Source organism: Trichococcus sp. ES5 (genome assembly GCF_900067165.1).
Lineage (GTDB): Bacteria > Bacillota > Bacilli > Lactobacillales > Aerococcaceae > Trichococcus > Trichococcus flocculiformis.
Window position 1 is genome coordinate 40,014 of record NZ_FJND01000011.1, and the last position, 22,272, is coordinate 62,285.

At 48.0% G+C, this 22,272-nt stretch carries 17 protein-coding genes; 5 read left to right on the top strand and 12 right to left on the bottom strand.

From position 1 onward, the window contains the following. Window positions 1–253: 253 nt before the first annotated feature. From tkt to TES5_RS09465, 3 genes are all read right to left on the bottom strand, one after another. A complete protein-coding gene (gene tkt, locus TES5_RS09455) occupies window positions 254–2,257 on the bottom strand; it encodes a transketolase (protein WP_068561628.1) in 2,004 nt (667 codons plus the stop codon). A 138-nt stretch (window positions 2,258–2,395) separates the two neighbouring features. Beyond that, window positions 2,396–3,781 (bottom strand): MATE family efflux transporter, encoded by a 1,386-nt coding sequence (locus tag TES5_RS09460; RefSeq protein WP_068561629.1) that lies wholly within the window; start codon window positions 3,779–3,781, stop codon window positions 2,396–2,398. 107 nt (window positions 3,782–3,888) lie between these two features. Then, on the bottom strand, window positions 3,889–4,809 hold the full coding sequence (locus TES5_RS09465) for a Gfo/Idh/MocA family protein (RefSeq protein WP_068561630.1): 921 nt from the start codon (window positions 4,807–4,809) through the stop codon (window positions 3,889–3,891). A gap of 189 nt (window positions 4,810–4,998) precedes the next feature. On the opposite strand from TES5_RS09465, the gene TES5_RS09470 reads away from it, so the two are divergent. The 4 genes from TES5_RS09470 to manA all read left to right on the top strand — a co-directional run bounded on the left by TES5_RS09470 (window position 4,999) and on the right by manA (window position 9,556). Then, a complete protein-coding gene (locus TES5_RS09470) occupies window positions 4,999–6,393 on the top strand; it encodes a glycoside hydrolase family 1 protein (protein WP_068561631.1) in 1,395 nt (464 codons plus the stop codon). 25 nt (window positions 6,394–6,418) lie between these two features. Beyond that, on the top strand, window positions 6,419–7,702 hold the full coding sequence (celB, locus tag TES5_RS09475; protein WP_068561632.1) for a PTS cellobiose transporter subunit IIC: 1,284 nt from the start codon (window positions 6,419–6,421) through the stop codon (window positions 7,700–7,702). Window positions 7,703–7,853: 151 nt separating this feature from the next. Next, window positions 7,854–8,567 carry a GntR family transcriptional regulator gene (locus TES5_RS09480; RefSeq protein ID WP_068561633.1) on the top strand — a complete coding sequence of 238 codons (714 nt, stop codon included), beginning with the start codon at window positions 7,854–7,856 and terminating at the stop codon, window positions 8,565–8,567. A 26-nt stretch (window positions 8,568–8,593) separates the two neighbouring features. Continuing rightward, window positions 8,594–9,556 (top strand): mannose-6-phosphate isomerase, class I, encoded by a 963-nt coding sequence (manA, locus tag TES5_RS09485; RefSeq protein WP_068561634.1) that lies wholly within the window; start codon window positions 8,594–8,596, stop codon window positions 9,554–9,556. A 370-nt stretch (window positions 9,557–9,926) separates the two neighbouring features. Here manA and TES5_RS09490 read toward each other — a convergent pair whose 3' ends face one another. Both TES5_RS09490 and TES5_RS09495 read right to left on the bottom strand, forming a co-directional pair. Further along, window positions 9,927–10,892, bottom strand: coding sequence for a Gfo/Idh/MocA family protein (locus TES5_RS09490; RefSeq protein WP_068561635.1), 966 nt, complete (start codon window positions 10,890–10,892; stop codon window positions 9,927–9,929). Window positions 10,893–10,932: 40 nt separating this feature from the next. Beyond that, window positions 10,933–11,793 (bottom strand): ROK family protein, encoded by an 861-nt coding sequence (locus tag TES5_RS09495; protein WP_068561636.1) that lies wholly within the window; start codon window positions 11,791–11,793, stop codon window positions 10,933–10,935. A gap of 346 nt (window positions 11,794–12,139) precedes the next feature. Between TES5_RS09495 and TES5_RS09500 the strand changes: the two genes are divergently transcribed. Continuing rightward, window positions 12,140–13,189, top strand: a complete 1,050-nt coding sequence (locus tag TES5_RS09500; RefSeq protein ID WP_068561637.1) for an aldose epimerase family protein — start codon at window positions 12,140–12,142, stop codon at window positions 13,187–13,189. Window positions 13,190–13,280: 91 nt separating this feature from the next. Here TES5_RS09500 and TES5_RS09505 read toward each other — a convergent pair whose 3' ends face one another. The 7 genes from TES5_RS09505 to mgrA all read right to left on the bottom strand — a co-directional run bounded on the left by TES5_RS09505 (window position 13,281) and on the right by mgrA (window position 22,227). Continuing rightward, entirely contained in the window at window positions 13,281–15,332 is a 2,052-nt protein-coding gene (locus TES5_RS09505; RefSeq protein WP_068561680.1) for a beta-galactosidase, read from the bottom strand. A gap of 29 nt (window positions 15,333–15,361) precedes the next feature. Continuing rightward, a complete protein-coding gene (locus TES5_RS09510) occupies window positions 15,362–16,210 on the bottom strand; it encodes a sugar ABC transporter permease (protein ID WP_068561638.1) in 849 nt (282 codons plus the stop codon). 2 nt (window positions 16,211–16,212) lie between these two features. Further along, a complete protein-coding gene (locus TES5_RS09515; protein WP_083546470.1) occupies window positions 16,213–17,466 on the bottom strand; it encodes a carbohydrate ABC transporter permease in 1,254 nt (417 codons plus the stop codon). A gap of 40 nt (window positions 17,467–17,506) precedes the next feature. Beyond that, window positions 17,507–18,799 (bottom strand): extracellular solute-binding protein, encoded by a 1,293-nt coding sequence (locus TES5_RS09520; RefSeq protein WP_068561640.1) that lies wholly within the window; start codon window positions 18,797–18,799, stop codon window positions 17,507–17,509. Window positions 18,800–18,975: 176 nt separating this feature from the next. Continuing rightward, a complete protein-coding gene (locus TES5_RS09525) occupies window positions 18,976–19,962 on the bottom strand; it encodes a LacI family DNA-binding transcriptional regulator (protein ID WP_068561641.1) in 987 nt (328 codons plus the stop codon). Window positions 19,963–20,102: 140 nt separating this feature from the next. Beyond that, on the bottom strand, window positions 20,103–20,999 hold the full coding sequence (locus TES5_RS09530) for a DMT family transporter (RefSeq protein ID WP_068561681.1): 897 nt from the start codon (window positions 20,997–20,999) through the stop codon (window positions 20,103–20,105). Between the two features lie 238 nt (window positions 21,000–21,237). Further along, window positions 21,238–22,227: an L-glyceraldehyde 3-phosphate reductase gene (mgrA, locus tag TES5_RS09535; protein ID WP_068561642.1), complete on the bottom strand. Its 990-nt coding sequence runs from the start codon at window positions 22,225–22,227 to the stop codon at window positions 21,238–21,240. Between the last annotated feature and the right edge of the window lie 45 nt (window positions 22,228–22,272).

Sequence of the window (22,272 nt, forward strand, 5' to 3'; positions counted from 1 at the left end):
CTCGCCGGAGCACAACGGTAACTTCAGGCCGCAACCCCGTCGAGTCCCCGCTTATCGGAGAACGCACCCCGAAATGTTGTCCGACCTCCGGTAAGGCCTTTGTTTACCGGAGGTCAGGGATCATTTTCATCCTGATGCGTTTGATCTGATCAAACGGCATTTCCGATGCAAAAACTCTGGACAAGGACAAAAAAAGCGTGGGCTGCCTCAATTTCGAGACAGCCCATGCTTTTTTGTTCATCTGTTAGGAAGTTTATTTTGTGAATTTTGCTTGATAGGCTGCAACCACTTTTTCAGTAGTGAAGCCATATTCCGCCATTACGACGTTGCCATTGCCGCTTGCGCCGTAAGTATCGATGCCGTAAGCAAGGCCATCCAGGCCGACATAACGTTCCCAACCGAAGGTAGCGCCCATCTCGATGGACATACGGTTGCGGACTGCACCAGGCAAGACTTGCTCTTTGTAGGCAGCATCCTGGGCTTCGAACAGATCGAAACTCGGCATGGAGACAACAGAGACGTCCACTCCAGCTTCACGCAATTGTTGCTGCGCTTCCACAGCCATGCTCACTTCCGAACCGGTTGCGATCAGAATGCCGGCAGGTGTTTCGCCTTGTTGCGGAGAAAGCACATATGCCCCCTTCTTCACGCCTTCGCGGGCCATTTCTTTTGTGCCTTCCAAAACAGGCAAGTTTTGGCGCGTCAGCACCAACATCGTTGGTTTGTCCGCTGAAGACACGGCGATTTCCCAAGCAGCACTGACTTCGTTGCCGTCGGCCGGACGCAGAACCGTCAAGTTCGGCATGCCACGGTAGCTGGACAAGTGTTCCACTGGCTCATGCGTCGGGCCGTCTTCGCCGACCGCGATTGAGTCATGCGTCATCACGTACGTGCCAGGCAAGTGCGAGATGGCAGCCAAACGCATTGCTGGGCGCAAGTAGTCAGTGAAGACGAAGAATGTTCCTACATACGTTCTGGTTCCGCCATGCAGAACGATACCGTTCATGATAGCGGCCATCGCGAATTCGCGCACACCGTACCAGATATTGCGGCCGGCATAGTTGCCCGGCTCAAAATCGCTTGCCGATTTGATCATTGTGTTGTTTGAAGAAGATAAGTCCGCAGAACCGCCCCAGAAATAAGGTACAGCTTCACCCAATGCTTGGATGGATTCAGCACTGGTCACACGGCTTGCTTTTGCTGCGCTGCCCACTTCATAAGTCGGCAGTTTGTTTTGCCAGCCTTCAGGTAATTTACCGTCGATGGCAGCTTCGAATTGTTGCGCCAATTCCGGATAAGCTGCTTTGTAGTCGTTGAACATCGTTGTCCATGCCGCTTCCGCTTTTTGGCCTTCTGCAACCATTGTTTCGTCGAAACGGGTTGTCACTTCAGCCGGTACGCAGAAAGCTTCGTCCGCACAGCCGTAAGCCGCTTTAGCGAAGGAAACGCCTTCCGCTCCAAGGGGAGCGCCATGCACTTTATGCGTTCCAGCGTCAGGAGCACCAAAGCCGATGATGGTTTTGATTTCGATCAAAGTTGGTTTTTCGGTTTCAGCTTTCGCTTCTTCGATGGCTTTGGAGATGGCTTCCAGATCATTGCCGTCCTTCACCAGGATATGTTGCCAACCGTAGGCTTCAAAACGGGCAGCTACATCTTCAGTGAATGATTTCGAAGTCGGTCCATCCAAGGAGATATCGTTGGAGTCATACAAACCGATCAGTTTGCCCAATTTCAGGTGGCCAGCCAAGCTGGCTGCTTCATGGGAGATGCCTTCCATCAGATCGCCGTCGCCGTTCAGGAAATAAGTGTAGTGATCCACAACAGGGAAGTTTTCTTTGTTGTAGGTAGCAGCCAAGTGCGCTTCCGCCATTGCGAAACCGACCGCATTGGCGATCCCTTGGCCCAAAGGACCAGTTGTTGCTTCCACGCCGTCCGTGTCATGCACTTCCGGGTGTCCAGGTGTCTTGCTGCCGAATTGGCGGAAGTTCTTCACGTCGTCCAGGCTCACATTGAATCCGGATAAGTGCAACAAGCTGTACAACATGGATGACCCATGTCCAGCCGATAATACGAAACGGTCACGGTCTGCCCACAAACTGTTCTTAGGGTTGACTTTCAAATGTTTTGTCCAAAGCGCGTAGGCCATCGGAGCGGCTCCCATCGGCAAACCAGGATGCCCTGAATTGGCCTTCTGTACGGCGTCTATGCTAAGTGTACGTACTGCATTAACTGCTAACTCATCAATTTGATCAAACATTTTTTTCCTCCTCAAGATAGTGAATCTAGTATTGAACTCCTCAACCAACTTTTACAATCATGATTTAATCTTATTATAACATATTCCGAATCGGTTTATATCGGTTTATTAACTTAGATATGCAGCAATAATGGATTATCAATCCGACAATTCAACCAATCGCTCACCGTCGGCTTCCTTGCATCTGTTCTCTTCCAATAAAGTCAATTTTCTTTTCAACTGACGATAAGCGTACATCATAGGAACGGCAGCCCCCACCCAAGCAATGGGATTGGCAAAGGCGACAGCCTGGTAGCCTAGCAGACCGGAAAATCCCAACGGAACGAGGATGCGTGCGACCATCTCCATCACACCCCCAAAGGTAGGCGCAGCGTTGTCCCCAACCCCTTGCAGCGTATACCGCAAGATGATCAACGTCGTCAATACAAGATAGAAGCTGGCCGTGGCAACAAAATACGTATGCGCATACGCCAATACGGCCGGATCATTCTGATTGAACAACAGCCGGATGAGATCCGTCCCGAAGAACAAAAGCGCTCCTCCCAACAGGATGCTGTAGACAAAAGACAGCAGCAAACTGATGCGCGCGCCTGCCCAAATCCGAGAATACAATCCGGCCCCGTAGTTTTGGGCTGCGAAAGTGGCCATAGCGATACCGATGGAAGCTATCGGCAGCGTCGCCATGATGTCCAATTTTTGGGCGATGGCATATCCACCGACCGCTTCCGGGCCAAATCCATTCAGACTTTTCTGCAATACAATCAACCCGATCGAAATGATGGAGGCTTGCAGACCGATAGGGAGCGAAATTTTCAACGGCAACGAGAAGTCCGTAGGCTGCATGTGCCAATCTTCTCTGGAGAAACACAGAATCGCCATTTTCTTCCTTATGTATACGAAACAGAGAAAACTGGCGAACAATTGCGACGCAACAGTCGCCAGCGCCGCTCCTGCGACCCCCATAGAAAACCCGACAATGAACACATAATCCAATGCCACATTCAATATGGAAGAAATCACCAGGATGATCAGTGGCAGCTTGCTGTCACCCAGCGAACGCAGGATGTTGCTCAGCAAATTGAATACCATGATCGCCACCGAACCCCACATCAAAACCAAAAAGTAGGCTTCGGCTTCCTGGCTTATTTCGGCCGGCGTATCCATGTACAACAGGATATCTTCAGCGAAAAAAACACTCAGGAGGGTTATGAGGACAGTCATGATGAGTGTTATCCAGACGCTTACTGTGATGCTCTTCCGTATCCGCTCCTCATTTTTCGTGCCAAAACGCTGCGCTATGACGATCCCTAAACCCGAAGTGACCCCGACTCCGAATCCATGGATAAAGAAGAGCACCCCACCTACCGAACCGATGGCCGCCAGTCCGTCCACCCCCAATGTCCTGCCGATGATGATTGTGTCCGCTAAGCTATATACTTGTTGGAATATGTTCCCTATCAGCATCGGAACCGAGAACAGCACGAGCAGCTTCAGAGGACTGCCGGCAGTCATATCTTTTGTCATCCTTCACCTCCATTTGATGATCCTATGCCTTGCTGATTTACATTATACCAGATTTGTACGAACAAATTAACAAAATACGCGTGAATTGTACCTACAAAATACCAAATCTATTCATTTGGCTTGTTTCCGAATCCATTGTCGGCGAGAATTTTCTCGCACAGCGAGTGGCTCAGATAGCTTGATTCTGTGGAGACGGGGTTTGTATGTTCTTTGACTCCCGCGACAAACGAAGCGATCAACGGTGCGAATCCTCTCTTGCGGAGCGTCCCTTCCCAATCGCCGAAAGCAACTTGCTGCTTGCCATTTTTTTGTTCGATGGTCATATCGGTCAAATTCAGGACGCGCGCAATCCCCTCAGGACTTTGGACTTCCATGACTTCCTGATTGGCTCCCGCTTCATAGTTCATCGAAACGAAACAAGTGGTGCTTTTCGTTTCGAGCATCAGCCATAGCCGTTTCAACTCCCCTTCGTTTTCGACCAGATGTGATTGCAACGAAACCACCTCATCATCCAACAAATACAAAGCGGTATCCGCGATATGGATGAACAAATCGTAGACAGCGAAGCGGACGGGTTCCACGTTCTTCACGCGATCCTTCTGAATAAGGATCATCTTTTTGTCAGGAATCCCTTTCAACCGTTCCACCATCGGAGCAAAACGGCGGTTGAAGCCAGCTGTAAGGAGCAAGCCCTTAGCGTCCGCCAACTCAATCAATTGCTTTGTTTCTTCCAGATCATCACTGATGGGCTTGTCCACATAGACCGAAATGCCGCGCTCCAGCAACTTGCGGATGATTTCCGCATGGGCAACGGTAGCTACGTGCACAAAGGCAGCCTCGATTCCGCTGTCCAACCATTCCTCGATCGAGGTATACAAATGCTGGAAGCCAAATTTTTTTCCTACGGCTTCCAGCTTCTCTCTGTTTCGCGAGCACAGATGCCATTCCACCTCATCCTGCATCTCGACCATGACCGGGAGATACGCCTTTTGTGCAATGTTACCTAACCCGATGACTCCAATTTTCATCACCTATCGCCTCCAAACCTGTTTGTTCTTTTTATACCATAATTTCGTTGCGAATTCTCGCTAAAAAGCGGAAATAATTGAGAAATAATAAAAATATATATTTTTCTTTGAAATCGATTGCATTTTCTTTTTTTGTTTTGTATAATTCTTTTTGAAGTTATGTATAGACATAGAAATGGAGTTGTTTAGATGAAATACGAATTTCCTGCAGGTTTTTGGTGGGGCTCGGCAGCAAGCGGACCGCAGACAGAGGGCACGGTTGCCGGAGACGGCAAAGGAGACAGCATCTGGGATCATTGGTACAAACAGAACCCAGAGCTGTTCTTCAATCAAGTCGGTCCTGAAGACACATCCTACGTATACAATCGCTACAAAGAAGATATAGCACTCATGAAAAAAACGGGACACACTACGTACCGAACCTCCATTCAATGGAGCCGTCTGATTCCGGATGGGATCGGCGCAGTGAATCCTGAGGCGGTGGCGTTTTACAATAGCTACATCGACGAGCTATTGGCCAACGGCATCGAACCTTTCATGAATCTTTATCACTTTGATATGCCGTTGTCATTACAACAGAAAGGAGGCTGGGAAAGCAAAGAAGTCGTGGATGCCTATGCGGATTACGCGCGCATCTGCTTCGAACTGTTCGGCGACCGCGTAAAAAAATGGTTCACCCACAATGAACCGATTGTTCCGGTCGAAGGCGGCTATCTCTACCAATTCCACTACCCTAGTGTCGTGGATATGAAAAAAGCCGCTCAAGTCGCTTATCACGAAACGTTGTCAAGCGCAAAAGCCATCAAAATTTATCATGAAATGAACCTTGACGGGCAAATCGGCATCATCCTCAATCTGACGCCTAGTTACCCGCGCAATGAGAATGATCCTGAAGACGTCAAGGCAGCCCGTCTCGCTGATGCCTTCTTCAACCGTTCCTTCTTGGACCCTGCCATCAAAGGCACCTTCCCCGAAGATTTGGTTTCGCTGCTGAAGGAATTGGATTACCTACCGGAATATACGCAATCGGAATTAGAACTCATCAAACATAATACCATCGACATTCTGGGGATCAATTACTATCAGCCAAGACGCATCATGAAAAAAGAAAGCACGGAACGCTTGTCCGACAACCCGATGCCGGATGATTACTTCGACAATTACATCTGGCCGGAACGCAAAATGAATCCATACCGTGGCTGGGAAATCTACGAAAAAGGCATTTATGATTGCCTGATCAACGTCCGTGACAACTACGGAAACCTGCCCTGCTACATTTCCGAAAACGGGATGGGTGTGGAAGGCGAAGAGCGCTTCATCAACGCGGATGGCATGATCGAAGATGATTACCGTATCGAATTTGTCCAAGATCATCTGAAATATGTCCATCAAGCGTTGCAGGAGGGTTGCAACGTGAAAGGTTACCATATGTGGACGTGCATGGATAACTGGTCCTGGACAAACGCCTACAAAAACCGCTACGGCTTCATTGCGGTCGATCTGGCGGAAGAAGGAAAACGCACAATCAAGAAAAGTGGTTACTGGTTTAAACAGGTTTCAGACAAAAATGGTTTTGACGCATAAGTTTTCTAAGAGAGGAAAATGACCAATGAATAATTTTATTGATAATTTAGCCGAAAAATTGACTCCCCTTGCCGGCAAGCTCGGCTCAAACAGATACTTAGCAGTATTGCGTGACGCTTTTATGCTTTCTTTCCCACTGACGATGTTCGGTTCAATCGTCGTTGTATTGAACAACCTGCCGTTCTGGAGCGATGATCTGAAAGGGACTTTGGGCGGTCTGTTCGGAAACGGGCAAAACGCGACTATGTCCATCATGACGATTTTCATCACGTTCGGTATCGGGTATTACCTGACCCGTTCTTATGATGAAGATGGCATCTTCGGAGGAGCTGTTTCATTATCTTCTTACTTGATTTTGACACCCTTCAACTTTACAACAGCAGACGGTGCTGAAGTCAGCGGCGCCCTTTCCTTGGATCGCCTAGGCGCTAAAGGAATGTTCATCGGCATGTTGGCTGCCTTCATCGCAGCTGAGATTTATGTGCGAATCACCAAAAAAGGAATCGTCATCAAAATGCCTGAAGGTGTTCCTGATGCTGTTGCCCGCTCATTCGGTGCCCTGATTCCGGCAATTTCTACACTTACCATTTTCCTGATGCTTAATGCATTGGTTTCTGGCGTTTTTACAACAAACTTGCATGATGTCATCTACACAGTCATCCAAAAACCGCTTGTCGGATTGGGAAGCAGCTTGCCTGCTACTTTGGTTTCCCTGTTCTTCGTGCAAATCCTTTGGTTCTTCGGCTTACATGGCCAAATCATCGTCAACTCCGTCATGGATCCGATCTGGAACACCTTGGCTTTGGAAAACTTGGATGCTTTTAAAGCTGGTGAAGCACTGCCGCACATCATCACAAAGCCATTCATGGAAACATTCACAGTCGGTCTGGGTGGTTCCGGTATGACGTTGATGGTAGTCATCTTGATGGCATTCGTCATGAAGAGCCGTCAAATGAAGGATATCGGTCGTTTGGCGATCGGACCTGGCTTGTTCAACGTTAACGAACCTGTCATCTTCGGATTACCGATTGTATTGAACGCATCCATCGCTATCCCTTGGATTTTGACACCTTTAATCGTAACGACCGTAAACTACTTATCAATGGCATCCGGTTTGTTCCCTACTCCAACTGGTGTAACGGTTCCGTGGACTGTTCCGTTGTTCTTCAGCGGTATGATGGCCACCAACTCCGTTATGGGCGGCGTGCTGCAACTGATCGACTTCGTAATCGTCGGTGTGATGTGGTATCCATTCCTGAAGGTTGTCGATAAAGCGAATTTGGCCCTTACTGTCGAAGAAGCTGCATAATCGGTTTATCTAAATTGAAGGCCCGAGGCAGTATGCTTCGGGCCTTTGTCTTTCCTTAATCAGCTAAATATAGAGCTTAGCTTGTTTCAAGTCTAGCCATTACGGTATAATGGGAATCAAAATCGTTTAATTCCCGGAAGGAGCGACTGTAATGAAAAAATATGAAGAAATCGCGGATGAGCTGCGGCGCCGCATCGCCGATGGGGAATATGCGGAAGGTGAAATGCTCCCGGACCAGATTGCTTTGGCGGAAGAATTCGGCGTCAGCCGGATGACCTTAAAGAAAGCCATCGATATGATTGCAATGGAGGGCCTGATTTTCCGCAAACGGGGTGTCGGAACTTTTGTCATCAAGAGCGCCCTCTGGAATAGCGGAGATTCCAAAGCGGATGAATATGCCGGCTTATCCAAACAGTTTCCGAATAAAACGGTGAAGAGCAAAATCATCCTCTTCGATATCCTGTTCCCTTCCGAGAATATCCAATCCTTGTTGATGTTGGAGGACAATCAGCCTGTCTACCACCTGCAACGCCTGAGGATTATTGACGACAAACCTTATATACTGGAAGATACTTACTTTGTAGCCGGATTGGTCAAGGACTTGACTGAAGATATTATCCACCATTCCATCTATGACCATATCCGCGATACCTTAGGACTAAAAATCGGTGGCGCTTACCGAAAGATCCACGCTGATCGTTCTAATGAACTGGATTGGCAAGAATTGGCATGCGATCAGCATACGCCGATTCTTGAAGTGGAACAAGTCGTTTATCTGACGAATGGGACTCCCTTCGAGTACTCCACTGCTCGCAGTCGCTTCGATACACGTTCCTACACCATCACGGATATTATTAAACAATAACAAATAAAAATATTAGGAGGAAAAACATGCAAGAGCCATTGTTCATCCAACCTGTCCTGCAAGAAAAAATCTGGGGCGGCACCAAGCTGCGCGATATCTACGGGTACGACATCCCCAGTGACCATACCGGGGAATGCTGGGCCATCAGCGCCCATCCCGACGGCACTGGCGCGGTGGAAAACGGCACCTACGCCGGCACCCGCTTGGATGTCCTTTATGCGGAGCATCCTGAGCTGTTCGAAAATCCGACTTCGCCCGTCTTCCCGTTGCTGACCAAAATCATCGACGCCGCCGAAGCCCTGTCCGTCCAAGTGCATCCGGATGATGCCTATGGACTGAAGCATGAAGGTGAGCTCGGGAAAACCGAATGCTGGTACATCATCGATGCCGATGACGACGCCGAAATCATCTACGGACACAATGCCCAAACAAAAGAGCAGTTCTCGGAAATGGTCGCTGCAGGCGACTGGGAGGGGCTGCTGCGCCACGTCAAAGTGAAGAAAGGCGACTTCTTCTTCGTTCCGAGCGGCACCATCCATGCCATCGGCGGCGGCATCACGATTCTGGAGACGCAACAGAGCAGCAACACGACATACCGCGTCTACGACTTCGACCGCAAGGACGATCAAGGCAACACACGCGACCTGCATATCCAACAATCCATCGATGTGTCGATGATTCCGCACAAGGATCCTGCGAACCACTTCGAAACCAGCACAGTCGACGGCAACACCGTGACGACTTTCATCGAAAGCGACTATTTCACTGTCTACAAGTGGAACATCCTTTCTGAACTGGCCTTCAAGAAAACTGCTCCCTACACCTTGGGAAGCGTCATCGAAGGCAGCGGCAGTCTGACTGTCGCCGGAAAAATCTATCCGTTGCACAAGGGCGACCACTTTATCCTGCCTGCGACCGTTTCCGCTTGGACACTGTCCGGCAGCAATATGGAACTGATCGCCTCCACACCCGGCCCGAAAAACAGCTAAGAAAAATGAAGCCGGCTCAACAGCTGAGCGTGCATTAAATAAGGCTATCTATCCTTTTCTGCTCCGGCGAAGCAAACCTTAACGGGAGCTGGTGCTCTCCTCCGGTGAGCGCCCTTCTCGACGGAGTTGCGCTCTTCGGTATTCATCTTCCTCCTGTGAGATAATGTTTGCCGGAGCTGAGCATGCGGACGCAAGCTGTCCTCCGACGAACGAGGGCTCGTCGGAGGTACGCATCCCCCCATCTCGCGCCTACTCCGGCGAAGCAAACCTTAACCGAAGCTGGGAAACAACGCGATTACACGCACGCCTCCGGTCAGCACACGCACCAAACAGGCTGCCTCTTTTTTGAGAGACAGCCTGTTTCTGTTAGTTACTCAAATGGATAGACTAGACCCCAGTCTTTGCGGACCTTATCCATGATTTCCAGAACGTCCACGGTGTAAGTGAGCGTTTCATTTTTTGCTCCATTAAGGATGCGTTCGCTGAAATCAGCCACTTCATAGTTCAAGGCTTGCGCAGAATCCCCAGCTTCAATGATGCTTACTTTTCCATCATAAGAAGTGAAGATAGCTTTTGTCGACCTCGGATAATCCATAATCGTTAAAAATCCCTTTTCATAGGCGACTACCCCTTGTTTCGGCATTTTCGCCCGGAAAGTCAAGGATACCGTCGCAAGTTCTGCTTCAGCATTCCGCAGAAGGATTGCTGAGGATTCATCCACACCAGATTCGTGCAAATTGCCCATCGTCATGATTTCAGTCGGTTTGCTGGTCATGAAATTACGGACAAATGACAAGGCATATGTCCCGATATCGAATAACGCGCCACCCGCTAATTCTTTATTGAAATAATAAACAGATGGATCCGTGTCCTTGAAGCTTCCGAAAGAGGCTTGGATCATCTTCAATGGTCCTAAGTCTTGCTCTGCAATCCATTCCTTTAGCTTGCGGTAAAGCGGCATATGGTAAATGGTCATGGCCTCGGCTAAATAGAGCCCCTTTTCTTCAGCCAACTGGACAAGTTCATCCAACTGGATTTTGTTGACTGTGATGACTTTCTCGCAAAGGACATGCTTGCCGGCTTCCAGACTGGCCTTGATCCATTGATGATGATGGCTGTGCGGCAAGGCGATGTAAATAGCGTCTACCGCCTCATCCGCCAGCAGTTCCATATAATCGTCATAATAAGCGGGAATACCATACTGTTCGGCAAATCCTTGTGCCTTTTCTTTGGATCGGGAGGCTACCGCGATCAATTCCGCATTGTCCGCTTGAAAATGGGAAGCGAACTCCGTTGCGATAGTCCCTGTTCCAAGTATTGCCCATTTGATTTTCATCCAATACACTCTCCCTTTTTTCGGTCTGATCGGTTATCGTTTACCCTTTCATCTCATTCGCCAAAATGAGCGCCCCGGTGATGCCGGCATCATCGATCAATCCTGGCGTCACCAAGTAATCATCGACTGCCGGAACCGGCACATAATCGGCAAGCAGCGTCGTAAATTTAGCCTTGATGTTATCAAGCATCCCCGGCACTTTCATGACACCCCCGCCCAAGACAATGCGCTCCGGACGCAGGATAACCGTGTAGGCTTCCAAAGCTTGACCTATGTAATAAGCGATGTAATCCCAGACCGCATCGGTAGGCGCAACATCTTTGCCGGCTTTACCTAGTCGTCCGTCGATTGAAGGACCAGCTGCCATGCCTTCCAGGCAATTTCCATGATATGGACAGAACCCGGCATAATGGTCAGCCTCGTGCGGACGCACCAGTATGTGACCCATTTCCGGGTGACCGATGCCTTCCAAAATTTTTCCGTCCACGATCGCACCGGCGCCCACGCCCGTACCGATCGTGATATACATCATGTTCTTTAATCCTTTAGCGGCACCTAACGCGGATTCACCCAAGGCAGCGGCATTCACATCCGTCGTCCACCCCATCGGAACTGCATAACGCTCCTTCATAGCGCCAAGAAAATCAAAATCCTTCCACGCCAACTTTGGTGTAGAAAGAATATATCCATATGTTTCCGAGTCTTTATTGACGTCAATCGGCCCGAAGGAACCGATTCCGATTGCAGCTAAGTCAAAACGATCAAAAAAAGCAAATACCTGCGCCAATGTTTCTTCCGGCGTAGTCGTCGGGAATGCAACCCGTTCCAATAACTCATTATTTTCGTTTCCGACGGCGCACACAAATTTTGTTCCGCCTGCTTCAATTCCACCTACTAGCATAAATTTCTCACTCCAATTAGTTAGTTTTCGTGTGCGTCGCCATCATCGGAGTACATTTGATATCCATCCGATTTGTCCTGAAAGAGCACGCTCGCACCTTTTCCTATTATAACGCTTTCAGTTGGCGGAATCACGTTTTTCTGGCATTTTCCTCTGAATTTCAACATTTCCCTGATGGCGCAAACGCCTTCAGTAAATATTTACTTAATTTGAATTTTTTTTTACTTTTTTTGTTGCTTTACGAAATTTAAACGCTTACAATGAAAAGGAGACGATAATATACTTTAAAAAAATAGCAGATTGACTGATCTATCTGCAACTACGCAACTAGGAGAGTGGAAAAATAATGAAAGTATCTGAAACAATACTCGGCCAAGCTCACGGAAAAGATGTCGTTGCCTATACCTTGACGAATCCCAACGGCATCTCCCTTACAGCAATGACCTATGGCGCCACCATCACGGAACTGATGATGCCGGACAAAAACGGAAAGAGTGAGAATGTGATTTTGGCGATGGATTCATTGGACGATTACGTGACGCATCGCCCGTATTACGGAGCCACAATCGGCCGGATTGCCGGACGCATCGCAAAGGGATCATTCGATTTGGATGGAAAAAGGCATCAATTGATTGTGAACGAGGAAGAAAATCAACTCCATGGTGGCCCCGCCGGATTGGACACGCATGTTTGGGATGCGGAAATCGAGGCTTCCGCTGATGAAGCCAGCATCCATTTCACGACTACCGATGCGGACGGCGCCAATGGCTATCCCGGGACACTTTCGGTAACGGTCAGCTATACGCTTACTGTTGAGAACGAATGGAAAATTGATTATCGGGCAACGACGGATCAACCAACTTTGTTCAACCCGACCAACCATGTCTATTTCAACCTGAGCGGAGACATCAACAAGCCGATTCTGCAGCACGAGCTGCAACTGAACAGCGCGGTTTTTGCCGAATTGGGCGACGGAAATCTTCCTACCGGGGCGTTGCTGCCGGCGGAAGGGACCCCTTTTGATTTCCGCGACGGAGGAAAACTTGCGATTGCCGCTGAACAGAGCCACCCACAGACCCAAAAAGTTGCCGGTTTCGATCACCCTTTCCTGCTGCAGCACGATACTGGAAAGCCTGATGCGGTCCTGAGCGATGCAGAATCCGGTCGAAGCGTCAAAATGTATACGGATCAGGATTGTGTCGTGATCTTTATGCACAACGGCGCTATCGATAAGTACACGATTGCCGGCAGTCCGGTCATCCAGTACGCTGGCATCACCTTGGAAACGCAGGCATTGCCTGATGCCATCAATCAAGAAGGCTTCGGCGATATTGTACTCCGACCGGGTGAAGTTTATTCGGCTGAAACGATCTATAAGTTTGAAGTACAGGCCTGACAATAAGCAAGTCACAAGCAAAAGAAGGCTTAAGTCTTCCTGACAGAAAATTGAAAGAGGCTGGGATCAACGCATCCCAGCCTCTTTCAATTTATATCCCCTTATGAACATATACTCTTACAGCATACTTTTCCAATCTGACTTGTCCGTCTTCTTTCCGCTGCGTAAGCATGTCTTCGAGTTCGAAGGGCAAAAGGATCGTCTGTTCTTCTTCCGTAAAGTTCATCACAAATACATATGCTTCCTCATCCGCAGTCCGTACTTGTACAGAAACGCCCTTCTCATGTTCAATAGCGAAAGGTGCCCCGATTCCTGCTTCTTCGGTAATTTCTCTGTAAAGCATTTCATGAAACGCTTGTTCCGTGCGGGCACCTATCACGTAGGTTCGGCCTTTTCCAAAGCTATGTCTCGTCACAGCTGGCGTATCCTTATAAAAATCATCCTGATAGGTCGCAAGCACTTCGCCATCCGTTACCTTAAGCAAAGCAGCGTAATCTTTGACTTCAAAAGTCTGCCCGGCATAGGTTATCCGATTGCTATCGGATGGATAAAGAGTATCCGTTTCTCCCAATTTTACTCCGCAGATTTCCTGCATGATCTCCGGCCAGCCGCCTAAATAAGTCAAATCATTTTCATCCACAATACCTGTGATGTAGGTGGTCACCAGCGTTCCACCTGCGGCCACGAAGGCTTTCAAGCGCTCCTGCATGGCTATCGGCAACATATACAGCATCGGCGCAACCAGCACTTTATAGTTCGAAAAATCTTGTTTCTCGGTGATCACATCCACAGGAATATCCTGTTCCCAGAAATAGCGGTAATGTTCTTGCGCCGTTTGCGGATAACGCAACGTTTCCTTGCTGAAGCCCTGAATTTCCTGAAGAGCCCAATGATTGTCCCAATCATAAAGGACAGCCACTTCTGCCTCACGGAAGCTGCCGGCAACAGGTTGGAGTCGTTCCAGCACGTTCCCTACCTCCGTCACATCCTGGAAGACACGATTGTTTGGATCACGGTCATGATCCACTACCGCACCATGTAATTTTTCTGATGACCCGCGTGATTTTCGCCATTGGAAATACAGAATGCTGTCCGATCCGTGCGCAAGCATCTGCATGGATGACAAGAGATGCATGCCGGGGCGTTTTGTTTTATTCACACCATGCCAATTGACGCCGCTAGGGGTTGATTCCATCAAGAGGAAGGGTTGTTGTTTCAACGACCGATACAAATCATCGACAAACCCGACCCGCATCGCCAAATCCGCTGTCGTGACGCCTTCTTTATGCCAAGCCGGGTAGGCATCCCAGCTGATGACATCGACATGTTCAGCGAATTTGCTGTAATCCAATGCTTGGAATGGAATCAGCTCGTCGGTGTCCGCCATAAAATTGACCGTGATCGGCACATCAGGCGTCAATTCTCGCAAGGGGCTCGCTTCGTTTTCGTAGAAAGCGATCGTCTGGTCCGTGACAAAACGTCGCCAATCGAGAACCAAGCCGTGCATCTCATGCTCCCCTAAAGGTGAAGGCGATTCGATTTCATCCCACTCTTGGTAACGATGGCTCCAGAAGCTGGTCCACCAAGCTTGGTTCAGTTTTTCCAGATCATCTCCGTATTTCTCTTTCAGCCAGCCGCGGAATGCAGTTTGGCATAAGTCGCAATGGCATTCTCCACCGTATTCATTCGAAACATGCCACATCAATAAAGCCGGATGTTTCCCATACCGCTCAGCCAATTTCCGGTTCATTTGGGCCGTCTTTTCACGATAAACAGGCGCTGTGAAACAATGGTTATGCCGCCGCCCTTGAAGTTCCTGTTCGCGTTTGCTTGTGACCCGGCGGATTTCCGGATATTTTTTTGCCATCCAGCTTGGTTTTGCCCCACTTGGGGTGGCCAAAATGATGTTGCCGCCATTGTTATGGATTTTTTCAAAAAGATCATCCAGCCAACCAAAATCATACTCGCCTTCACGCGGTTCCAAAGCGCTCCATGCAAATATCCCTAAGGAAAATGTGTTTGTTTTGGAAAGACGCATAAATTCCAAATCTTCCGCCAGTATATCCGGTCGATCCAGCCATTGATCCGGATTGTAATCACCACCATGAAGAAATTGTTTCTTCTTGGTGACGTATTTTCTCATTGCCATAGTCGAAAACTCCTTTAATAAGATTAACCTTTCGTACCGCCTGCGGTCAGACCGGATACAAAGTTCTTTTGCAACAGTATGAAGATGATTGCTACAGGTAAGCTGATCAAAATGGCACCTGCCGCAAACGTTGTGTAACTGGCCCCCATCACGTCATTGACTAAATTATAGAGTCCGATCGGCAACGTATACGCCTCCGTCTTCCTTAATATCGTCGAGGAAATGACGAAATCCCCCAACGGTCCCGTAAATCCATTCATGGCCGCCACCGCGATCATCGGTTTGGACAGCGGCAGAATGATGTCGATAAATATTTTTGTATGGCTCGCGCCGTCAATACGCGCGCTTTCGTCCAGATCATACGGAATCGTATCCATGTAGCCCTTCATCAGATAGGTATTCATGGGAATCTGTCCACCGATGTACAACAGGATCAGCAGCACATGACTGTTGACGAGCCCCAGCAATTGCGCCAACACGAATATCGCGACTAAGGCCGAAAATTGCGGAATCATCTGCAGCAACAGAAACAGCGTCAGCCCGTTTTTCCTTCCTTTGAAACGGAATCTCGAGAATGCGTAACCCGTCAGACTCACACTGATGACTGTTCCGATCATCGTAAAAAGACTGATCTTAAGGGAATTCAAATACCAGGTCCCATAAGGCAAGCTTTTCTTGCCGGCGAAGAGTTCCCGATAATGGTCCAGTGTTGGATTTTCCGGAAACATACTTGTGCTGATCAGGCTGTTCCCAGGATTAAAACTGGCGCCCACCGTCCACAAAAGAGGGTAGGCAATGATCCCAACAAAGAATGCAATGATCAGGTAGGAAAAGAATAAGCGTGCATATCTGCGATTTTTTGTCGTCTTCATACTTATCTCCTCTCTTGGTTAAACGAATTGGATTTTCTGAACTGCCACATGGCAATCGCGATGACAAAAACAGACAACAGGATCGTGAGCGCCGCAGCCAAAGCATATTGGCTGGACTGCATCGTTAATTTGTAGATCCAAGACACAAGAATGTCCGTCCCCCCCGCCGTAGAGCCGGGAGTCGCTGGTCCTCCACCATTGAACAAATAGATGATATTGAAGTTATTAAAGTTGAAGGTGTACTGCGTAATCAACGTCGGTGCCATCGAAGTCAGTATCACAGGCAGCGTGATGTTCATGAATTTATCCCATGACGTCGCCCCATCAATGACTGCTGCTTCATAAAGATCCTCCGGAATCGACTGCAGAATGCCGGTCGTGACGATGAATATATAAGGAAAACCCAGCCAGCCTTGAATAAGGATCAGAGCTACCCTTGTCCACAACGCATCGGTCATCCAAGGGATCGGACTGATACTGAAGAAAGCCAAGATATCGTTGTTGATTGCTCCGAAGCTATCATTGAACATGCCGGCAAACACCAAAATCGTCACAAACCCGGGCACTGCCCAGGGCAAAACGAACATGGTCCGAATGAAGCGTTTCAACTTCAAATCCTTTTGATTCACCACTACAGCCAAAAATACTCCGATAGTGATCTGCAATGTTGAAGCCAGCAAGGTCCAGACAACGGTCCAACCCAAGACATCAAAGAAGGTGGAACGCCAAATATCGACAGTGAAAATATTCGCGAAGGTCTTGAATCCCACCCAATCAAATAAATGCGCCGGCGGACTGTGGTATAGGTCATAATTGGTGAAAGCCAACGCAAAACTGAACATGATCGGAAAGATGACCGCAAATATAAGCAACAGGATTGCCGGACCGCTGATGACATAGGGATATCCTTGCTCAACCAGATTGAGATAACTCTCTCTTAACGAGGTAACCGGCAGTTGAAGATCTCTTCTTTGGCCATTTTTGTAGGCATCCCGTATGTTCAACCAGTAAAGGGTCACTCCAAAGAAAAGGATGATGATTGCCAAAATGCCCTCAGCCAATAAAAACACCGAGTTATCGCGCGGGATTTGTTCTCCTAAGGTGACGATGCCCCATAAGCCAATATTCAAAAGATCTCCAAAAGCAAAGGCGAAGCTTACTGTCGCAATCAGATAGAGCAGGCCCTTAAGCCACTGTTTATTGTAAAACTGCCCCCCTCCCGGTAAGAGAGAGGACAGCTGCCGTTTTACTATGATTCAATATTTCTCACCTCATTTTCTTTATGTGCCGGATTGCTTATTGTCCGCCATGGTTCGCTTCGATTTGATTTTTGATCGTTTCTACAGCCTGATCCAATGCTTCCTTCGGTTTTGCTTTTCCGGTAGCGATGGTTTGTAGTGCCGCATCCGCAGGAGACCAAACTTCATTCATCTCAGGCACATTCGGTGTCAATTCCGAATGCAGACTTTGCTGTGCGACTGCTTGGGCTGCAGGATCATCCGCCAAGGCATCCCCTTCAGCCAGAGATTTCACAGCCGGTACTTCTTTGGTTGTTTCGTAACGGCGAAGCGAATTTTCTTCATTTGTGATAAATTCGATGAATAACTCTGCCAATTCCGAGTTTTTTGAGTAGCTGCTCACGTTGTAACTTTTCACGCCAACAAAGGCACTCATAGGATTTCCGTTCGGCAATTCCGGCAAAGGCAAGACACCATAATCAATGCCGGCACTGGAAAATGGCTCCAGATTCCATGGCCCCGAAATAACAGCTGCCGCTTTCCCTTCACTGAACAAGGAATCCAACACATTGATGGCTTGCTCTCCGATCATACCGGATGGGAATAACCCTTCTTCATACCATTTTTGGATATAGGAAGCCGCTTCGATCGCACCATCCGTATTCAAACCGATATCGGCTGTGTCATATTTCCCGTCTGTATCTTTAGCAAAAATATAGCCGTCATAGCCACCGATTACGCTTTGCGCATAATAAATCTGATCCCATAAAGCCAGCAATCCGTATTGTCCATCCGCTGTCGCTGTTTTCGAAAGTTCATACCATTCTTCGATATTCGTAGGCACTTCCGCTTCAGAAATAAGATCTTTGTTGTAATAAAGAATGGTCGTTTCGACGACTTTCGGCAATCCGTAAAGTTTTCCATCAACCATCTGCGACTCCAAAGCTACATCTGTATAGAGATTCTGAACATCCTCTTCTACTGTCAACTCTTTAAGCAAGCCTTCAACTACAGCAGTTCCGACTTGATCTCCTGGTATCGTGAATACATCCGGTCCCGTTCCGGCAGGTCCGTCCAAGCGTAGATCCTCCAATTGACCTCCATATGCTTTTTCGGTCACTTCCACAGTGACACCGTATTCACTTTCAAACTCGGCGATGGCCTCCTCGATACCAACTGATTTGTCGATGTCTTCCCACACGACCAAGGTTTGACCCTCAAAATTCCCCTCTTGGCCAGTAGCCGAATCCGTTGCATTAGCGGAATCCGAATTACTCTCGGCTGGACCGCACGCTGCCAAAGATAATAAAACTACACTGCTGAGTGATAAAAATAAGGCTTTCTTCTTCATATCCGAAACACTCCTCTATTAGATGTAATCGCTTTACTGAAATTATAATACCAAACGAACTAAAAAAAGTAAACAAACTTTCACTTATTATTTAGTAAAACATTTTACTTGTTTGTGCAAAAAAAAGACGCTCCCTCCCATCTATTCAGATGTTCGAAAGCGCCTTATCTGTAAGACTAGGTACTTTTCCTTTCGATAAGAAAAGCGTTCAATAGTACCTTTTTTGTGATGACTCTTTTATCGATCAGCTGCTCCAACAGCAAGGAAACTGCAGTATGGCAAAGTTCCTTCATATCAATGGCATATGTGCTTAAAGGTGGCGAAACATAATTCGCAACCGATATATTATTGATGCTCAGGACACTGACATCCTGCGGAATGCGGACATGATGCTCATTCAGAGCCTGCAGCACACCCACAGCAATGGGATCCGAAGCGGCAAAGATGGCACTTGGCAGTTTTTTCCCAGACTTCAAGGCTGTATCAATCAACTGATACCCGGTTTCCAACGAGAATCCCCTACGGATATAGATATGTGCTTCTTCCAGCATATTCTGTTGTTGCATCTCATCGCGGAAAGATCGTTCCCGTATATCCATTTCGTCCAAATGGGTATCTGGATTCACATAGGTACCGCCTACAAATCCGATTTCCTTATGGCCTTTCTCCTTGAAAAAACGGACTGCTTTCCGGGTAATATAATCCAAGTCCGGACGAACAGCATCATAAATGTCCGAATACGGCGAACTGTCCAAAAACACGCCATTTTCTGTCAGAGTCTCAAGATAAGCGATTTCCTTATTGTTGAACGAACCCACTGCAATGAAACCGTTGATGTCTTGCGGAATCATCTCGATACCTTGGGACCTTTTGAATACAGTCGCCGAGACATTTTGTTTATCCGCTTGTCGGATCAACTCTGTACGCATGGTTTTAAAATAGACATCCTGCAATTCTTCCATATCGGAAACCCAATACAAAAGCGCGACATTTTTGACGAGTGGCCGAGAGACTTTTTTGCGGTATTCCAAATCTGTCGCTACTTCATATATCCGATCCCGCGTCTCCTCCGGAACAGACAAAGTCGGATCATTATTCAACACACGCGAAACGGTTGTGATCGAAAAACCTGTCCTTTTAGCTATATCCCTTAATGTTGCCATATTTGCACCTACTTTTCAGTAAAAAATTTCACCTTCATCATACCCGTAATATTCAGAATCGTCAAATGAAAACACAGGGGCGTGAATCCGGCTAGGATTCACGCCCCTGTGTTTTCGATTTCAGTTGATGCTCTTACCATTTAATCCCGCAGATCCAGATCCCCGAATGGTGCATCCACTTTTTCTTGCTTCGGTTTCAGTTCCACGACCAATACGCCAGCCAATATCAAAGCTGCTCCGATAAGCATCCGCAACGTGATCTCTTCCTTCAGAAAAAGTGCTGAAGCGACCATCCCGAACACGGCTTCCAGCGACAGGATGATGGCTGTTTCCGTTTCTTTGGTGAACTGCTGCGAGGCCGTTTGGATCAGAAAGCCAAGCATAGTGCTGACCGTCCCCAAATAAATGATGGAAAAGTAGCCTTCCGCGGCTGCCGGAAACAAAAATTCTCCCCTTACGAGCGATACGAGCACCCCTAAGAGAGTGGCAGTGCCCATCTGGATGGTGGTCAATGCATAAATGTTTTCACCCAGCACGAACCGGTTTGTGAAGATGATCTGCAAGGCGAACAACAGAGCGCAAACCAGCGTCAGCATATCCCCGAAGTTTACACTGTGGAAGTCGGTAAGGGAAATGACGGCGATGCCGCCGATCGACAACAGCGCGCCCACGATGGCCGGGGCTGTAACTTTCCTTCTGAAGAACAATGCGCCTATGAACGGCACCAATACGACATTGAAGGCGGTAAGGAAAGCGTTCTTCGAAGGTGTCGTATATACAAGACCTACCGTCTGAAACAAGAAAGCCAAGTAAAGGATGGTTCCGAGGCCGATGCCTTTGAGATAGGTCTTTTTGGTCGCATGCTTCAGCTGGCCGAAAAAAATTGCCCCCATCAGTATGAATGCCAACAAAAAACGCATGGTCAATATTTGGTATGGGGAAAAATACTCCAAAGATATGGCGCTCACGACGAAACCTGAACCCCATATCATCGTCACAAAAATAAGTCCGATCTGTCCCTTTCTTCTGTCTGTCATATAACTTCCCCTTTCTATGAATAAAGATGCTTGCCCGATTGGCTTGATGCTGATGAACAATCCGGGCATACTTATCCACTTTACCCAACATTCTGATTGTCTGCAAGCAGATTTCTGCAAAATAGTAATACTATTTTCTGTTCACGATGCCTGTACACTGGAGCAGATACATCAGCCTGTCAGCAAAAAAGCTCCCCGAATGATGCATGGCATCGCTTCGGGAAGCTGTTCCTATTTTTTATTTTGCCAATACCGCTTCGATTTCATCCAATTCTTCATTGGTGAAGTCAAGGTTTTCCAACGCTTTTACGTTATCATCGATTTGGCTCACTCGGCTGGCGCCGATCAACACGCTTGTGACTTTCCCATCGCGGAGAATCCAAGCAACGGCCATCTCAGCCAATGTTTGGCCGCGTCTTTGCGCGATTTCATTCAAAGCGCGTGATTTCTCGATGGTTTCCTGCACCCGCTCCGCGTTCAAGAACGGAGAAGAAGGTCTGCCGGCACGTGAATCTTCCGGAATGCCATGCAAATAGCGATCGGTCAGCATGCCTTGCGCCAACGGACTGAAGGCGATGGTTCCCAACTTATTGGCCGTCAGAACATCCTGCAGCCCATCCTCGATCCAACGATTGTACATATTGTAGGCCGGTTGGTGGATGATGAACGGCGTCTTAAGATCTTTGAAGATGGCTGCAATTTCAGCAGTCTGCTCCGCAGAATAGTTGGAGATGCCGATATACAGAGCTTTTCCTTGACGGACCATCAGATCCAATGCTTGCGCAGTTTCTTCGAATGGTGTTTCAGGATCCGGACGATGCGAATAAAAAATATCCACATAATCAAGCCCCATCCGTTTCAGACTTTGATCAAGGCTCGCCGTCAAATACTTTTTGGAGCCCCATTCCCCGTATGGACCGGGCCACATATCATAGCCGGCCTTGCTGGAAATGATCAGCTCATCCCGGTAAGGCAGGAAGTCCTTCTTCAAAATCTTGCCGAAAGTTTCTTCCGCGCTGCCCGGAGGCGGACCGTAGTTGTTCGCCAGATCGAAATGGGTGATCCCCAGATCGAAGGCGCGTTGGACCATTTTGCGCGAATTGTCGAACAGATCCACCTCGCCGAAGTTATGCCAAAGCCCTAGGGAAATGGCAGGCAGTTTCAGACCGCTGTTGCCTACGCGGTTATAGATCATTTTGTCATATCTGTTTTGTGCCGGTTGATACATGTCATCACCTCAACAAGTTAATATATCTAGTATAGCGTTTTCATT

Excerpts from the sequence above, each read along its gene's own strand:
- tkt (WP_068561628.1), bottom strand. The coding sequence starts at position 2,257 with ATGTTTGATCAAATTGATGAGTTAGCAGTTAATGCAGTACGTACACTT.
- TES5_RS09460 (WP_068561629.1), bottom strand. The coding sequence starts at position 3,781 with ATGACAAAAGATATGACTGCCGGCAGTCCTCTGAAGCTGCTCGTGCTG.
- TES5_RS09465 (WP_068561630.1), bottom strand. The coding sequence starts at position 4,809 with ATGAAAATTGGAGTCATCGGGTTAGGTAACATTGCACAAAAGGCGTAT.
- TES5_RS09470 (WP_068561631.1), top strand. The coding sequence starts at position 4,999 with ATGAAATACGAATTTCCTGCAGGTTTTTGGTGGGGCTCGGCAGCAAGC.
- celB (WP_068561632.1), top strand. The coding sequence starts at position 6,419 with ATGAATAATTTTATTGATAATTTAGCCGAAAAATTGACTCCCCTTGCC.
- TES5_RS09480 (WP_068561633.1), top strand. The coding sequence starts at position 7,854 with ATGAAAAAATATGAAGAAATCGCGGATGAGCTGCGGCGCCGCATCGCC.
- manA (WP_068561634.1), top strand. The coding sequence starts at position 8,594 with ATGCAAGAGCCATTGTTCATCCAACCTGTCCTGCAAGAAAAAATCTGG.
- TES5_RS09490 (WP_068561635.1), bottom strand. The coding sequence starts at position 10,892 with ATGAAAATCAAATGGGCAATACTTGGAACAGGGACTATCGCAACGGAG.
- TES5_RS09495 (WP_068561636.1), bottom strand. The coding sequence starts at position 11,793 with ATGCTAGTAGGTGGAATTGAAGCAGGCGGAACAAAATTTGTGTGCGCC.
- TES5_RS09500 (WP_068561637.1), top strand. The coding sequence starts at position 12,140 with ATGAAAGTATCTGAAACAATACTCGGCCAAGCTCACGGAAAAGATGTC.
- TES5_RS09505 (WP_068561680.1), bottom strand. The coding sequence starts at position 15,332 with ATGAGAAAATACGTCACCAAGAAGAAACAATTTCTTCATGGTGGTGAT.
- TES5_RS09510 (WP_068561638.1), bottom strand. The coding sequence starts at position 16,210 with ATGAAGACGACAAAAAATCGCAGATATGCACGCTTATTCTTTTCCTAC.
- TES5_RS09520 (WP_068561640.1), bottom strand. The coding sequence starts at position 18,799 with ATGAAGAAGAAAGCCTTATTTTTATCACTCAGCAGTGTAGTTTTATTA.
- TES5_RS09525 (WP_068561641.1), bottom strand. The coding sequence starts at position 19,962 with ATGGCAACATTAAGGGATATAGCTAAAAGGACAGGTTTTTCGATCACA.
- TES5_RS09530 (WP_068561681.1), bottom strand. The coding sequence starts at position 20,999 with ATGACAGACAGAAGAAAGGGACAGATCGGACTTATTTTTGTGACGATG.
- mgrA (WP_068561642.1), bottom strand. The coding sequence starts at position 22,227 with ATGTATCAACCGGCACAAAACAGATATGACAAAATGATCTATAACCGC.